The organism is Rhodanobacter fulvus Jip2 (genome assembly GCF_000264315.1).
GTDB lineage: Bacteria > Pseudomonadota > Gammaproteobacteria > Xanthomonadales > Rhodanobacteraceae > Rhodanobacter > Rhodanobacter fulvus.
The window spans coordinates 89,310-104,116 of the sequence record NZ_AJXU01000001.1; the positions used below are offsets into that span (position 1 = coordinate 89,310).

Genomic DNA, 14,807 nt, shown 5'->3' on the forward strand with positions numbered 1-14,807 from the left:
ATCGTGCATTCGCCGCTTCGTGTGTGCATGGAATACGGTGCATCAGTGGTCCTTTTGGGCGGCCGAATGGTCGGCGGCCGGTCCACACCGACCCCGGTCGCGGTAGCATGGCGTCCCCGCAAACCCCGGCGATCCCATGATCAACAACGACGTACTGCGTGCCATCCGCTACATGCTCGATCTCAGCGACGCGAAAGTGGCGCAGCTCGTGAACCTGGCCGACCCGACGGTGGAACTGGAGAGAGAGCAGGTGCAGGCGTACCTGAAGAAGGAAGGCGAGCCCGGCTACGAGGAATGCAGCAACAAGGTGCTCGTGCAGTTCCTGGATGGCTTGGTCGTGCAACGCCGCGGCCGCGACGAAAGCCAGCCGCCGCGTCCGCCGGAGAAGCGCGTCACCAACAACGTGGTGCTGAAGAAACTGCGCGTCGCCTTCGAGCTGAAAGACGTGGACATGCACCAGATCCTTGAGAGCGCGGGCATGCCGGTGTCCAAACCCGAGCTGAGCGCGCTGTTCCGCCAGAGCGACCACAAGAACTTCAAGCTGTGCGGCGACCAGTTGCTGCGCAATTTCCTGAAGGGGCTGACGCTGCGCGTGCGCGGCTGAGGCGCTTGCCTGTGGGAGCGGCTTCAGCCGCGATGTTTTTCATGGCTTGAGGAGAAGCCGCTCCCGCAGGTCATGAACCGTGTGCGGAGATCAGTGTTCCGCCGCGTTGGCGGCGTTCACCGTTGCCTTGCGCTCCTGCTTGCCCCAGCCCACCGACGGGCCCTTGATGGCCGTCCAGACGGACCGCACCACCACGTAGTACATCAGCTGGCGGTAGCCGAAGCGTTGCAGCACCAGCCACCACAGCAGGCTCCACTTTTCCTTCTTTTCCATTGCGAAGGCGAGCGCCGAGGCAGCGAGATCCACGGCCATGAAGGCGGCGTAGAACACCAGCATGCGGATCAGGTTGGTGTCGTCGAACTGGCCGCGGTGCTGCAAGTAATCCAGCGTGGTGGCGACGATCTGCCAGACCAGCACCAGGTCGACCAGCGGCGAGACCACCGAGAACAGGATCTGGAACAGCCACACCTGCGGCAGCGCCACCGTGCCCAGTGAGCCGTGGCGCGGGTTGAAGGTGGCGTCGCGGTGCTTCCACAGGCATTGCAGCGTGCCGTAGGACCAGCGGAAGCGCTGGCGCGCGAGGCCGCGGGCGGTGTCGGGCGCTTCGGTCCAGGCAATGGCGTCGGCATCGAACAAGGTGGTGTAGCCGGCTTTCTGCACCGCGATGGTCAGGTCCTGGTCTTCGGCCAGGGTGTCGGCGGGGAAGCCGCCGAGCTGCTCCAGTGCGTCGCGACGCCACGCGCCGACGGCGCCGGGTACCACGGTGATCGCACCCAGTGCGGCCAGTGCGCGGCGCTCCAGGTTCTGCGCGGTGATGTATTCCAGCGCCTGCCACAAGGTGATCAGGTTGATCCGGTTGCCGACCTTGGCGTTGCCGGCCACGGCACCGACTTTCGGATCGACGAACCAGCGCACCAAGTGCGGAAGGGTGTCCGGCTCGAACTGGGTGTCCGCATCCAGCGCCACCACTACCGCGCCGCGGGATTCGCGCAGCGCGGTGTTGACGGCGTGTGCCTTGCCGCCGTTGGGGATGGTGAGCAGGCGCACGCGCGGCTCGTCGGCGTAGTGCTGGCGCACTACCGCGGAGGTGGCGTCGGTCGAGCCGTCGTCGACCACGATCACTTCGAGGTTGGCGTAGTGGCTGCGGAGGATCTGCCGGATCGAGCTGGCGATCACCTTTTCCTCGTTGTAGGCCGGAATCAGCACCGACACCAACGGCGGCTCGTCACCGAGCACCGGCACGATGCGCCGCTTTTCGCGACGGCGGTTGAGCAGGGCCAGGCCGCCCAATATCAGCAGCCGCGCCACGCCGAGCGTGATCGCGGTGGTCAGCAGCCAGCGGATGAAGTGGCCGAAAAAGCCCAGCCCCAGAAACACCATGCGGTCGGCCCATTGCGACACCGAGCCAGGCTGGATCGCGGGCATGGTCTGCGCCTGGGTCAGTCCGGCCAGCGCGGAGACGGTGACGAACTCATAACCCTGCGCGCGCAGGCCGTCGATGATGCGCGGCAGCGCGGCCACGGTTTGCGAGCGCTCGCCACCACCGTCGTGCAGCAGCACGACCTGGCCCTTGCGGTCGACATTGGTGGTTTCGATGCCGGCGACCACGTTATTCACGATCGCATCGACACCGGGGCGTTGCCAGTCTTCGGCGTCCACGTGCAGGCCTACCGAGAGGTAGCCCATTTTCTGCGCGATCTGGATCGGCACCAGTTCGTCGGCGGTGGTCGGTTCGGCGTCGCCGAAGTAGGGCGCGCGGAACAGGCGCATCGAGTGCCCGGTGAGCGCCTCGAACAATCGCTGGGTGGCGTTGAGTTCCAGCGACACGATGCCGGCGGGGCTTTCGCCGAGGTTGGGGTGGGTGAAGGTATGGTTGCCGACGTCGTGGCCTTCGGCGACTTCGCGCTGCACCAGCTTCGGCGACATCTCGGCGTTCTCGCCGATGATGAAGAACGTGGCCGGCACATGTTTGGCCTTGAGGATGTCGAGGATCTGCGGCGTCCACTCCGGGTCGGGGCCATCGTCGAAGGTCAGCGCGATCTTGCGCGGCAGCGTGCCGGCGCGCTGGATCACGTATGAGCTGGGCAGGCTGGCATAGCTTTCGTCGTCGATGCTGCCGTCGTCCTTGTCGACCTCGATGCTGCGCGCGCCGGGCGAGGGCTGCGAGACGATTTCCAGCACTTCGCCCTGGCCTTCGATGTCGATGTCCTCGCCTGCGCCGATCGAGCGCAGTTGATCGGGCGCCGCTGCGCCATAGGGGCGGTCGAGCAACGACCATACCGACGGATCTTCCGAGCCGAGTCGCCACAAGGCGTAGCCGTAAGGCTTGTATTCGTCGGCGGCGTGGATCTGGTTGTAGGCGGTGACGCCGTCCAGAAACCAGACCTGGTGCGTGCTGCCATCGTCCTCGTTGTAGGAGAAGTGCGGGTTCTGCGTGTCGGGGTCGAAGCTGATGTCGGCTTGCGCATCCGACGCGCGGTCCATCGCATCCTGGAAGGTCAGCGCCTCGGCATTGTTGCCGTGCGACCAGTCGTAGCCGTAGCTGCCGATCGCCACGATCGTCTGCGCGGGGTCCAGGTCCTTCATGCGTTTTTCGAGGGTGTTCTCGAACCATTGCTGGCCGGCGATGCTGCCCGGGGTCTTGCCGGCCCAGTGTTCGTCGTAGGCCATCAGCACCACGAAGTCGACGATGTCGGCGTAGCCGGCGTAATCCCAGCTGGCGTCGTCGAACGGCACCGACAGCACGATGCCCCAGCCGTGCGGATCGAAGGCATCGTTGAGTTCGCCGAGGAAGGTTTTCAGGTCGCCTTGCGCGGTGTCGGGCACTTCCTCGAAGTCGACCGTCACGCCCTGGAAATGGTTGGCTGCGATGAATGCCACGATCTGCGCGATACGCGCCTGCCGCAACGCCGGGTCGGCCAGCATGCGGGCCAGACCGGCACCATCCCATTGGCCGTCCAGCGCGTTCTGCAGCAGCGGCAGGATCGGTGTGGAAGGCTTCTGTTGACGGATCAGGTCGATCGCCTTGGCGTCGACGCTGGTGTGCAGCGCCATGTCCTTGCCGCTGAGGCTCATCCACGACGGGATCACCCAATCCAGTTGCGCCAGGCTGCGCTTCAGCGAGGCGTAGCTGTTGTCGTCCCAGTTGACGTAGAAGCCGATCGCCAGCGGCCGGTCGGCGGGCTTGTCCAGTGACAGCGGTGGCACGTGAGTGGCGGGTGCCTTGCTGGCGTGGGTGTGCGGCGCGTGCAGCTGCTTCTGGCGGGCGCGCACCTCGGCGGCGAGTTTCGCGGCGGGCTTCAGCAGTTCCGGCGCGGCGGCCTTGACGTTGGCCAGCGCGTGGCGCGTGCGGGCATGCTCACCGATATGCAGGCCGGCCATGGTCGGGCCCACGAACAGGCTGGCGGCACAAGCCACCACGAACAAGGTGCTGACCACGCCGGCCAGCAGCACCAGCAACGAAACCCGCCCGGCGCGGCGGCCGGTGGGGTCGAAGAAGACGGGTTTCTTTTGCATGTGCGCGTTCGATGTGGCCACCCGTGGACAGCGTGCGGGGCACGTCTCGACCGGGCGGAGCGAGCGCGATCATAGGCCAAAAAACACAACGGCAGCTGAGGCTGTTCAGCTGATGAGCGGGCCGGGCACCGGCGCATGGAAATCGTGCGGCGCAAGATCCTGGGTCAGGCGGAACACGCCCTCGTGCACGTGCCGGGGCAGCACCACGTCCAGCACCGTGGTCTGGTGCGCGCCCAGCATGTTGAACAGGTCGTCGGCCGGCGCACTTTGCGCCAGCGCGTGGTGCACCAGCCCGGCGAGATCGGCCGGCTGCACGCTGGCTCCGTACGGGCGATGGCTGGCCACCGCCGCGCGCAAGGTCTTGCGGCTGTTGCGTGGGTCGGCCACGCGACCATCCCCGGCCAGAAGGCTGTGGTTGAGGAACAGCGATGTCGCGCGGGTTTTCGCATTGGTCTGGCGGTCGACCAGGAAGCCGTCGGGCATCAGGTCGGGGCTGGCCTGCGCGCCCGCGGTCAGCAGGAAACCGCCATCGGGCAGCGGCTCGCCCGCCTCGTCGGACAGGCGCACGATCAGCAGGCTGCGCGGGTCGTGGATGTGCACGCGCGGGGCGAACGGGCCGGCCGGTTCCAGTTCCACCTTGTCCGCATCGCGCGCGTCGTTCTCCTGGTCGAACGTCGTGCACAGCGCGGCATACGCCGCGGCGCTGCGCACCTGCAGACAGCGCAGGATGGCGTCCACGGTGGCGGGGGCGGCGCTGGCCATGATGCCGTGGGCGTCGCCGGAATGCGATGCGCCGGCAATCAGCTTGAACGCGCAACGGGGGCCGCGTTGCAGGTTCAGCGCCAGGGTGTCCAGCGTGGCGGCCTTGCCGTCGGACACCAGCACCGCGTGGCGCGCGTTGAGGTTGGCCGCGGCGATGCGCACCACGCCATCGGAGCCGTCCTCGCCGGTGTAGCTGTTCAAGTGATCGTAGAACGCGCGGTCGGGCCGGTCGCCGGTCAGCACGAACAGGTACTGGCCGGCGCTGGTGGGGTCGGCGCCATGGATGTAGTCGAGGTTCAACGACAGCGAAGCGTCGCTGCCCAGCGCCAGCCAGTCCAGGATGCGCTGGCCCGGTTCCACCCCGTTCCACCACGACTTCAGCTTGCCCAGCGTGCCTTTTCCCAACTGCGCCAGGGCAGAGCCGTAGTTGGCCGGCGCCAGCATCACCAGGTGGCTCAGCTTGATGGTGCTGTGGCTGCCGGGCTTGTCGCGCTGCGCCCGCAGCCATTCGCGCAGCACCGGACCGCCGGTGGAGTGGGTGATGCAGGCGATGCTGGCATCGCGCAGATGCAGGTCGCGCAGCGCGTGATCGAACGCGCGCACCAGGTCGGCCATGGTCACGGCGTCGTCGAAACTCACGTATTCCGACAGCCAGACATCGGCCAGGGTCAACGGCATCCCGGCCGCGGCGGCCTGCTGCTGCAACTGCCGCGGCAGTTGCCCGTAGGTCGAGGTGTTGGTGACGCTCCAGCCGTGGACGAACACAAGCGTGGTCATGGCACCGCTCCGCGAGGAGATGCTGGCGATGATGGCGCAATGCGGGGCGCGGCGAAATGGTGGGGCGACTGTGGGAGCGACTTCAGTCGCGATGCTTCTGCTCTGGAGCCCACAGCAAGGAGCATCGCGACTGAAGTCGCTCCCACCGAATCGGTCAGCTCTCCCGCATCACCATCAGCCGGATCTCGGTCATGTCCTCGATCGCATAACGGATGCCTTCGCGGCCAAAGCCGGACAGCTTGCCGCCGCCGTAGGGCATGCTGTCCACGCGGAAGCTGGGGATGTCGTTGACGATCACGCCGCCCTGGTCCAGCTCGTTCCAGGCGCGCATGGCGTGGTCCAGGCTGTCGGTGAAGATGCCGGCCTGCAGGCCGTAATCCGAATCGTTGACCATCGCGATGGCCTCGTCGAACGTGCTGTAGCGCTGCAGCAGGGCGAACGGGCCGAACGCTTCCATGCGGTTGGCTTTCGCGTCGGCGGGCACGTTTTCCATCAGCGTGGCCTGCAGCATGTTGCCCTCGCGCTTGCCGCCGCAAAGCAGCTTGCCGCCGGCCTCGCGCGCTTCGTCGATCCAGCCGTGCAGGCGCTTGGCGGCCGCTTCGTCGATCATCGGGCCGAGGAAGGTGTCGGGCTTTTTCGGGTCGCCGCTTTTCAGTTTTTTCGTGGCCGCTACCAGCCGCTTCTTCAGGGCGTCGTAGATGTCGTCGTGGGCATAGATGCGCTGCACACCGATGCAGCTCTGGCCGGATTGGTAGAACGCGCCGAAGATCAGCCGTTCGACCACGTGCTTCAGCTTCGAGCCCTGGTCCGCGTCGACGATGCAGGCGGCGTTGCCGCCCAGTTCCAGCACCACTTTCTTGCGGCCGGCGCGCGCCTTCAGATCCCAGCCGATCTGGCTGCCGGTGAACGAGAGCAGCTTGAAGCGCTCGTCCTCGACCAGTGGCGACGCATGCTCGCCATCGATGGGCAGGATGGAAAACGCACCTTTGGGCAGATCCGTCTCTGCCAGGATCTCGCCGATGATCAGCGCGCCGATAGGGGTTTTCTCCGCCGGTTTCAGCACGAACGGGCAGCCGGCCGCAATGGCGGGGGCGACCTTGTGCGCCACCAGGTTCAGCGGGAAATTGAACGGCGTGATGAACGACACCGGCCCCAGCGGCACGCGCTTGGTATAGCCGTGATAGCCGTCCAGACGGCTGGCCAATTCCAGGTTCAGCGTCTCGCCGTTGATGCGCACGGCTTCCTCGGCGGCGATCTGAAACGTCTCGATCAGCCGCGTCACCTCGCCGGCGGAATCACGGATCGGCTTGCCCGCCTCGATGCACAGGGCCTCGGCCAGCTCGTCGCGGCGCTCGCTGAAGCGCTGCACGCAATGGCGCAGTACCGCCTGCCGCGCCCAGGGTTTGAAGTTGCGCATCGGCGTGGTGGCTTTCACCGCGGCGGCAATGGCCTTTTCGACCGTCTTCGCATCCGGCACCGCCACCCGCGTGGCGATCCTGCCGCTGTACTTGTCGCGCACGGCGAGATCGGTGTTCGGCTGCTGCGGCTGGTTGGCGAGGTAGTAGGGGTAGCTTTTCTTCAACATGGTCGTTCCCGATTTGGCACCCTCTGAGGGTGGGCGCTGAACCGTTGAAACGATGTGAGACCTCGTTTGCGTGGCAGCTTGTATGGCGCTCGATGCCAATACCTATAGGCCCATTCCTCCTCGGCTAGACTTGGCGCGAAGAGGAAGGGGGAGATATGAACGTCATACGTTGCCTTTTGGTTCTTGGTGGTTGCGTGCTTGGACAAAACATATACGCACAAGCGGCCGAACGAACAAACTTGCAAGCGAAAGGTGTTCTATACCGCTGCACGACACCCACTGGTGGCATTAAATTTACGAACGAACCCAACATGGGATGCGTAGTGATCAGCTTTTACCAGATACCTCAATGGCGACGGCTAGGCGGAGGCGGCAATGGACACGATGCGTGGCAGCTTTCCATAGACGGTGGTTGGAAGGAGGAAGGCAAGGGGACGCAGGGGTGGGTGATGTGGAATTTCGCTAACTCACGTACCCGTAAGCTTTCCGGCGACCGGTACAAGGTAATAATTGAGCATGTGTCGGCTGACTGCCATAAAGCGCTTATCACCACTGACAAACGTGCTTTCTATGCTCAGAAGGCGACCGATAAGCCTCTTGCATCACACGAAATGGTTGAACGCGAGGAAGTTATTCCGGGTACCCCTGGCGCATTGGTGCTGAGGGAGTTTTGCTCATGAACTTCATGTGGTCAAAGGTGCTATGTGCCTCGCTCTCGATGATTGCAGCCGTTATGGCCTGTCGCTCTGCCAGACTGGCGCTCAATGCGAGCAGCGTTGTTACAGCACCAATTTGGGGTATGAATTCTTTAGACGAGCCGGTGGATTCTATCTCCAGCCTTTCGGGCTGGAACGTTGGTTTACTTGAGGCTTCCCGCCGAGCTAGCGAATTGAATGGACGTGCTGCGCGGTGGGCACTTTGGTCCGCATTTGTTGGCACGGCTGCGGCGCTTTGCGGTGTTTTCATATGACGCAAGAGCGATCGCGCTGCTGCCAAAACTTGGAGTATCCAAGGCGCGCACTATGAGCTACCTCCCCTAATCTTTCGCGGAGATGGTGGGGTATGCATTTCAATCGTCGCTGACTTGCAACTGCAGCTCTCCGTCGGCGAGGCGTGCGCGTAGACGCGTATTTGCAGCGACATTCTGCACCGAGCGCAGCACCTTGCCGTCGGCGTCGAACACGATCGCGTAGCCGCGTTCCAGCGTGGCCAGCGGGCTTACGGCGTGCAGTGCACGGCCATCGTGGCGCAGTTGGGTCTGGCGCCGTTGCAAGAGTTGGGTGATGGCGCGGCGCAGGCGCTGGTCCTGCTCGGCCAGGCGGCGCTGCAGCAGGGGCAGCTGGTTGCGTGGGTGGCGCGCCAGCAGGCGTGCGTGCAGGCGTTCCAGTCGGGTGCGGCGGCGCTGGTCCTGTTCGCGCAGCGCGGTGGTCAGGCGGCGTCGCAGGTGTACCAGCCGCTCGCGGTCGCGTTGCAGCCGGGCTTGCGGCCGTTGTGCCTGCAGGCGTGCCAGCAGGTGATCGATGCGTTGCGATTGCGCCTGCAACCGGCCCAGTTGCACCGTCAGCAGGCGTTGCTGCAACTGGCGCAGGTGACGGCCGATCGCTACCGCATCAGGCACCAGCAGTTCCGCCGCGGCCGAGGGCGTGGGCGCGCGCAGGTCGGCCACGAAGTCGGCGATGCTGAAATCGATTTCGTGGCCCACGGCCGAAATGACCGGAACCGCGCTGGCATGGATGGCCCGCGCCACGACCTCCTCGTTGAACGCCCACAGGTCTTCCAGCGAGCCGCCGCCGCGTGTCAGCAACACCACGTCGTAGCGGGCGCAGGCCGAAGCCTTGCGCAGCATTGCCACGATCGCCGGCGGCGCTTCGCGACCCTGCACCGGCACGGGCAATATCTCGACATGCGCCAGCGGCCAGCGCCGCGCCAGCACGCTCAATACGTCGCGTACCGCCGCACCGGTGGCCGAGGTGATCACGCCGATGCGCCGTGCGTAACGCGGCAACGGGCGCTTGCGCGAGGGGTCGAACAGGCCTTCGGCGTTGAGCCGGGCCTTGAGTTGCTCGAACTCCCGCTGCAGCGCGCCTTCGCCCGATGGCTCCATGTATTCGGCCACCAGCTGGAACTCGCCGCGCGGTTCGTACAGGCCGACCTTGGCACGCACCATCACCTGCATGCCATCCACCGGCCGGAAGCGCAGCGCGGAGGCCTTCATCTTGAACATCGCGCAGCGTACCTGCGCGCCGCTGTCCTTGAGTGTGAAGTACACATGGCCGGAGGCGGGACGGGCCACGTTGGAAAGCTCGCCTTCGATCCACACCTGCGGCAGCGCGTCGCCCAGCAGGTCGCGCACCAGCCGGTTGAGCGAACTGGGCGTCAGGACATGACGGGGCGTGCTGTCGTCGAGGGCGGGCATGGGACGGCGAGCCTAGCACGCGCCGTCGGATCTAGTCCTGTAGAAACATCCGCTTGGCGCAGCTTGCTGAGAGATTGCTTTGCACAAGCCGCATCCTGCCTCAACTGCTCTTGGCTGGCGCCGGGCGGCGTCGACCGCGATACACGCGCCAGGCCGCGATGCCCAGGTTCAATGCAAACCAGGCGGCCAGCACGCCGAGCGGCCAGCCGACCCAGGCGGGCCACAGCAACGACACCACGGCCAGCAAGGTCAGCCCGGCGGTGCCGGCAAACAGCGGGCCGCTGGGGGTGTCGCCCAGCACGCGGCGATTGCTCAGCACGGCGCCCACGGTGTTGGCGATGCGCAACGCGCCCACCGCGGCACGGCTGGAACTGCCACCGGCATGGCGCACCCGGCGCGGTCGGTCCTGGCTGCTGCGCACCCGCTCGCTGCCAGGATGGCGGCGATGCGGCGCCAGCACAATCTCGGTGGCGCTCTCCAGGTCGCGCTCGTACTGCGCGGCCAGCTGGCCGGCAAAGCCGGCGTCCTCCACCGAGACGTCGATTTCGCGGTTGCTCAGCCAGCTGGCGATATTGAGATTGGACGAGCCCACCCGCGCCCATTGGCCGTCGGCCACCGCCGTCTTGGCGTGCAGCATCGAGCCATTCCACTCGAACACGCGGATGCCCGCCTTCAGCAACGGCCGGTAGCCCGAACGCGACATGCTGGCCACGACGGGAATATCGCTGTTGCCCGGCACCAGCAGGCGCACGTCCACGCCATCGCGCGAAGCGGCCACCAGCGCCTGCACGTAAGGCGCCAGGCCCACGAAATACGCGTCGGTAAGCCACAGGGTCTTGCGCGCCATCGAGGCGATCAGCTGGTCGAGCCGGTACATGCCTGCCGTGGCCGGCTGGGTGGCGATCACCCGCAGCGCGACCGAGCCGGCCGCTTCGGTCGGCTCGGGCAGCGGCGCAAACGACGCCAGCGGCGTGCCGATACTGCTCCAGCTTTGCGCGAAGGCCGCTTCCAGCTCCATCACCGCCGGCCCGAGCAGTGCTACGCCGGTGTCGCGCCACGGCGGCACCTCGTGCGCGGGATCGCCCAGCCACTTCGCGCTGATGCACACGCCAGAGAGAAAACCCTGCACGCCATCGACCACCAGTACCTTGCGATGATCGCGGCTGAGCCAGCCGAACGACTGCCCTAGTTGCGGTGGGTTGAACACCCGCACTTCGCCGCCGGCCGCGCGCAACGGTGCCCAGAAGCGGCTGCGCGACTGTCCCAGGCAGCCCATCCAGTCCACCACCACGTTCACCAGCACGCCGGCCTGCGCCCGCTCGACCAGGGCATCGCGGAAGGCGCGGCCCACGTCGTCGTCGCGGACGATGTAGTTCTCCAGCAGCACGCGCTGCCGCGCGCCGCGGATTGCCGCCAGCCAGGCCTCGTAGTGGGCGGCGGCATCGATCAGCAACTCCACCGCGTTGCCATTGAGCAGCGGCGCACCGGCGGCGCGACTCAGCGCCTGTTCGGCCAGCAAGCGGCTCGGCGTGGTGGGAATGAGCGGTAGCGAAGACATGGCCCGAGTGTAAGCGAAGCCTTGTTGACGTAGCGCCATCGCCGCGCGGCGCTTCTGGCATGATCGCAAACATGCCGATCCGTCGCCTTTACGCCGATACCGCCACCTGCGCGCAGCAGGTCGCCGATGCGCTTGGCCCGGACCTGCGCGTGGCCGCGCCGCTGGGTCTGGGCAAGCCGCATGGCCTGCTCAACGCGCTGTACGCGTTGACCGCCGCGGACACCACGCGCTCATTGCGTTTGTACACCGCACTGTCGCTGACGCGTCCGCGGCCCAAGCCGGGGCTGGAGGCGCGTTTCCTCGAACCTTTCCTGCGGCGGCATTTCGGTACCGATCAGATCGATCCGCAATACGCGATCGACCAGGCGCGCGACGCCTTGCCGCCCAACGTGGCCGTGCACGAGTTCTACCTGCAGTCGGGCGCGCTGCTGCATTCGGCCAGCGCCCAGCGCAGCTACATCAGCCAGAACTACACCCACGTGGCGCGCGACCTGGTGCTGCAGGAGATCAACCTGCTGGTGCAACTGGTGGCGCGGCGCGACGGCCCCGACGGCGTGCACTACAGCCTGTCCAGCAACCCCGACCTGACCCTGGATTTCCTGCGCCAGACGCAGGCCGCCGGCAAGCCGCGGCCGCTGTGCGTGGCGGTGGTGCATCCGGACCTGCCGTACATGAGCGGCGCGGCCGAAGTACCCGAAAGCTTCTTCGACATCGAGCTGCAACCGGAAACCTCGCCGCCGCTGTTCGCGCTGCCGCGCCTGCCGCTGGACGTGGCCGAATACGCGCTGGGCCTGCACGCCAGCGCGCTGGTGAAAGATGGCGGCTGCCTGCAGATCGGCATCGGCGCGCTGTCCGATGCGCTGGTCAAGGCGCTGCTGCTGCGCCAGCAGTCCAACAGCGCGTGGCGTGGCGCGCTGGCGTCGCTGGACGCGGGCGGCAACACGCGCACGCTGGCCGGCTGGATGGGTGGCACGGCGCCGTTGGCTGCCGGCCTGTACGGCGCCAGCGAAATGGTGATGGACGGCTTCATGCACCTGCAGCGCGGCGGCATTCTGAAGCGCCGCAGCTGGGACAACCTGGCGCTGGAACGCGCCTCCGTCGCGGGTCGCTTGAATCCGGGGACGCCGGGCGGCCACTACCTGCGCGGCGCGTTCTTCCTAGGCTCGCGCGAGCTGTATGCATGGTTGGGCGAGACCGAGGCGGCCGATCCGGACGCGATCGACATGTGCCCGGTGTCCCAGGTCAACCAGTTGTACGGCGACCATCAGACGCTGGCCGCCTTGCAGCGGCGCGGCGCGCGCTTCTTCAACACCTGCATGATGGCCACGCTGCTGGGCGCCGCGGTTTCCGACACGCTGGAGGAGGGCGCGGTGGTCAGCGGCGTGGGCGGCCAGTACAACTTCGTGGCGATGGCGCACGAGCTGGCCGACGGACGCTCGGTGCTGCTGCTGCGCGCCACCCGCGCGGGCCGCAATGGCCTGGAAAGCAATATCCGCTGGAACTACGGCCAGACCACCATCCCGCGTCACCTGCGCGATATCTACGTCACCGAATACGGCGTGGCCGACCTGCGCGGCAAGAGCGACAGCGAGTGCGTGGAGGCGATGCTGTCGATCAGCGACGCCTGCTTCCTCGACGCCTTGTGCGCGGAGGCGAAGGCGCACGGCAAGCTGGCACCGGATTTCGTGATACCCGCCGCCTGGCGCCGCAACCGCCCCGATTGCCTGCGCCAATCGCTGGCGCCGCTGCAGCGCAAGGGCCTGCTGCCCACGTTCCCGTTCGGCAGCGATTTCGACGAGGTGGAGCAGCGGTTGTTGCCGGCGTTGAACTGGCTGAAAGGCTGCGCCATCAGCTGGCGCGGAAAGTGGCGGCTGGTGAAGGCCGTGGTCCGTCCCGGCGATGCGGTGGCGGGCGAAGCCGAGGCCCTGAAGCGGATGGGGTTGACGGCGCCGGTGACATGGAAGGATCGACTGCAGCAGCGGGTGTTGCTGGCAGCGCTGCGGAATACCCCGTAGACACGACCACTGTGGGAGCGACTTCAGTCGCGATGCTCTTTGTTTGGGGGCGGAGCAGAAGCATCCTGACCGGCGGTTCCTACGCCGGCCGCGGCAAAGATTCGACCCTTCCGCGGCGCTCGACCCGGCGTGGCCACGGTGTTCAGGACTACGAATCGTGCCCGTTACGCTGTCTGGCATGGGTCATACCTATCTCGACCAATCGATGGTTCCCAAGGTCAACGCTTTCATAGCGAATGCACAGGCGCACGGTGTAAGCCTCCATTTCAACAGCGCGTTCAGAACCCCGGAACATCAGGAACGGTTGCACCACGATCCCAACGCCATTACACCGGCCACGCACAGTCTTCATTCGGCCGGGTTTGCCGTCGATGTGAATTACTCCACCGTCAGCGAAGCGCAGCGTGAAATCATTCGAACGGCCGCACACGATGCGGGGTTGAGCTGGGGCGGCAATTTTCATCGGCGCGACCCGCCGCATTTTTATGCGGATCCGCCCATAGACAGAAACACGGCTATCGCGAATGCCACCCGGCAATATAACGAGCTGACCGGGCGCCATAGGCCGCCTGCGCCTGAGCATCACGATGCGCCAACTCACCAGCACAGCGCGCTGCAGGCGCCGCCCGAGTATCCGGCACCTGGTACATCAGCGCAGGTAACACCACGTCTGGACGAAGCCTCACATCCGGATCACGCGCTATTTAAGCAAGCGTACGCTGGTGTCAAAAAAATTGATGCCGAGCAAGGCCGTGCGTCGGATCGGCTCAGTAAAAACCTGGCCGGTGCGTTGGCTGTCGAGGCAAAATCGCGGGGCTTGAAGCAAATCGACAGTGTTGTTCTGAGCGACGATGGCTCCAAGGCGTTTGCTACTGAGCAACCCATGCTTGGCGTGGTAACGAACGTAGCAAATGTAGATACGGCTAGAGCGGTCAACACGCCGATCGAGGGAAGCACGCAGCAGATGGCACAGGTTAATCGGACCTTGCAACAGCAAGGCCAGCACGGGGCGCAGCAAATGGCTCAACAGGGAAACCAGCAGGCGACCGCCGCGCAGAATGTTTCATGCTTGGGGTAAAGCGTGGAGCAGCCAATGACTGACGATATTTTCGGGAGCAAGACGATGAAACGGATGAACTACGTATTCCTGATGGTGCTTGTTTTCAGCATCGCCTTAACAGCGGCCACCGCTGCCAACGCCAGGCAACCGAAGCCGACGGGCATGTTTTCGGACATGGCATACAACGACGAAGGAGGCGACCTGCTCGGGACGGAGATTTTTGTCACCTATGCTCGAGACGGCTACTTCGTCGTCTATCAATCCAGTGAGGGTGAACCAACAACACCAGTGGTGGTGCCCGCGACAATATCCGGTACGTCAATCAAGTTTTCGGTACCGAAATCCATTGATCCTCGCGGCAACTTTGTCGGAACGATCGGGCTGCAAGAGCTGACCGGATCGTTCTCGGGAAACAAAGAGGTCATCCATCTAAAGCGCAAAGCCAGTTATTGGCAGTGAGAGTAGACACAAGGCGGAGCGGTGAGCTCTCCCGGCGTCGTTGCGCTGGCTTGTG

General features: G+C 65.5%; 10 protein-coding genes. 5 read left to right on the forward strand and 5 right to left on the reverse strand.

The genetic code is table 11. The features are described 5' to 3' along the window. The first annotated feature begins 136 nt into the window (after positions 1 to 136). Positions 137 to 604: a YehS family protein gene (locus UU9_RS00385; protein WP_007079719.1), complete on the forward strand. Its 468-nt coding sequence runs from the start codon at positions 137 to 139 to the stop codon at positions 602 to 604. Between the two features lie 90 nt (positions 605 to 694). Here UU9_RS00385 and UU9_RS00390 read toward each other — a convergent pair whose 3' ends face one another. From UU9_RS00390 to UU9_RS00400, 3 genes are all read right to left on the reverse strand, one after another. Next, positions 695 to 4,120 (reverse strand): trifunctional glycoside hydrolase family 18/polysaccharide deacetylase/glycosyltransferase family 2 protein, encoded by a 3,426-nt coding sequence (locus tag UU9_RS00390; protein ID WP_007079720.1) that lies wholly within the window; start codon positions 4,118 to 4,120, stop codon positions 695 to 697. Between the two features lie 105 nt (positions 4,121 to 4,225). After that, positions 4,226 to 5,659: a lipase family protein gene (locus tag UU9_RS00395; RefSeq protein WP_007079721.1), complete on the reverse strand. Its 1,434-nt coding sequence runs from the start codon at positions 5,657 to 5,659 to the stop codon at positions 4,226 to 4,228. Between the two features lie 154 nt (positions 5,660 to 5,813). After that, positions 5,814 to 7,244 (reverse strand): aldehyde dehydrogenase family protein, encoded by a 1,431-nt coding sequence (locus tag UU9_RS00400; RefSeq protein WP_007079722.1) that lies wholly within the window; start codon positions 7,242 to 7,244, stop codon positions 5,814 to 5,816. Between the two features lie 155 nt (positions 7,245 to 7,399). On the opposite strand from UU9_RS00400, the gene UU9_RS17815 reads away from it, so the two are divergent. Beyond that, a complete protein-coding gene (locus UU9_RS17815; RefSeq protein WP_156804133.1) occupies positions 7,400 to 7,924 on the forward strand; it encodes a surface-adhesin E family protein in 525 nt (174 codons plus the stop codon). A gap of 389 nt (positions 7,925 to 8,313) precedes the next feature. Here UU9_RS17815 and xseA read toward each other — a convergent pair whose 3' ends face one another. After that, positions 8,314 to 9,660 (reverse strand): exodeoxyribonuclease VII large subunit, encoded by a 1,347-nt coding sequence (gene xseA, locus UU9_RS00405; RefSeq protein ID WP_007079723.1) that lies wholly within the window; start codon positions 9,658 to 9,660, stop codon positions 8,314 to 8,316. A 100-nt stretch (positions 9,661 to 9,760) separates the two neighbouring features. Then, positions 9,761 to 11,218: a phospholipase D-like domain-containing protein gene (locus UU9_RS00410; RefSeq protein WP_007079724.1), complete on the reverse strand. Its 1,458-nt coding sequence runs from the start codon at positions 11,216 to 11,218 to the stop codon at positions 9,761 to 9,763. A gap of 59 nt (positions 11,219 to 11,277) precedes the next feature. On the opposite strand from UU9_RS00410, the gene UU9_RS00415 reads away from it, so the two are divergent. The 3 genes from UU9_RS00415 (at position 11,278) to UU9_RS00425 (ending at position 14,752) form a co-directional block, all read left to right on the forward strand. Then, positions 11,278 to 13,233, forward strand: a complete 1,956-nt coding sequence (locus UU9_RS00415; protein ID WP_007079725.1) for an acetyl-CoA hydrolase/transferase C-terminal domain-containing protein — start codon at positions 11,278 to 11,280, stop codon at positions 13,231 to 13,233. 178 nt (positions 13,234 to 13,411) lie between these two features. Continuing rightward, on the forward strand, positions 13,412 to 14,311 hold the full coding sequence (locus tag UU9_RS17430) for an XVIPCD domain-containing protein (RefSeq protein WP_083838869.1): 900 nt from the start codon (positions 13,412 to 13,414) through the stop codon (positions 14,309 to 14,311). A 15-nt stretch (positions 14,312 to 14,326) separates the two neighbouring features. Then, complete coding sequence (locus tag UU9_RS00425; RefSeq protein WP_007079727.1) at positions 14,327 to 14,752, forward strand: hypothetical protein; 426 nt, start codon at positions 14,327 to 14,329, stop codon at positions 14,750 to 14,752. The last annotated feature ends 55 nt before the right edge of the window (positions 14,753 to 14,807 follow it).

Excerpts from the sequence above, each read along its gene's own strand:
- UU9_RS00385 (WP_007079719.1), top strand. The coding sequence starts at position 137 with ATGATCAACAACGACGTACTGCGTGCCATCCGCTACATGCTCGATCTC.
- UU9_RS00390 (WP_007079720.1), bottom strand. The coding sequence starts at position 4,120 with ATGCAAAAGAAACCCGTCTTCTTCGACCCCACCGGCCGCCGCGCCGGG.
- UU9_RS00395 (WP_007079721.1), bottom strand. The coding sequence starts at position 5,659 with ATGACCACGCTTGTGTTCGTCCACGGCTGGAGCGTCACCAACACCTCG.
- UU9_RS00400 (WP_007079722.1), bottom strand. The coding sequence starts at position 7,244 with ATGTTGAAGAAAAGCTACCCCTACTACCTCGCCAACCAGCCGCAGCAG.
- UU9_RS17815 (WP_156804133.1), top strand. The coding sequence starts at position 7,400 with ATGAACGTCATACGTTGCCTTTTGGTTCTTGGTGGTTGCGTGCTTGGA.
- xseA (WP_007079723.1), bottom strand. The coding sequence starts at position 9,660 with ATGCCCGCCCTCGACGACAGCACGCCCCGTCATGTCCTGACGCCCAGT.
- UU9_RS00410 (WP_007079724.1), bottom strand. The coding sequence starts at position 11,218 with ATGTCTTCGCTACCGCTCATTCCCACCACGCCGAGCCGCTTGCTGGCC.
- UU9_RS00415 (WP_007079725.1), top strand. The coding sequence starts at position 11,278 with ATGATCGCAAACATGCCGATCCGTCGCCTTTACGCCGATACCGCCACC.
- UU9_RS17430 (WP_083838869.1), top strand. The coding sequence starts at position 13,412 with ATGGGTCATACCTATCTCGACCAATCGATGGTTCCCAAGGTCAACGCT.
- UU9_RS00425 (WP_007079727.1), top strand. The coding sequence starts at position 14,327 with ATGACTGACGATATTTTCGGGAGCAAGACGATGAAACGGATGAACTAC.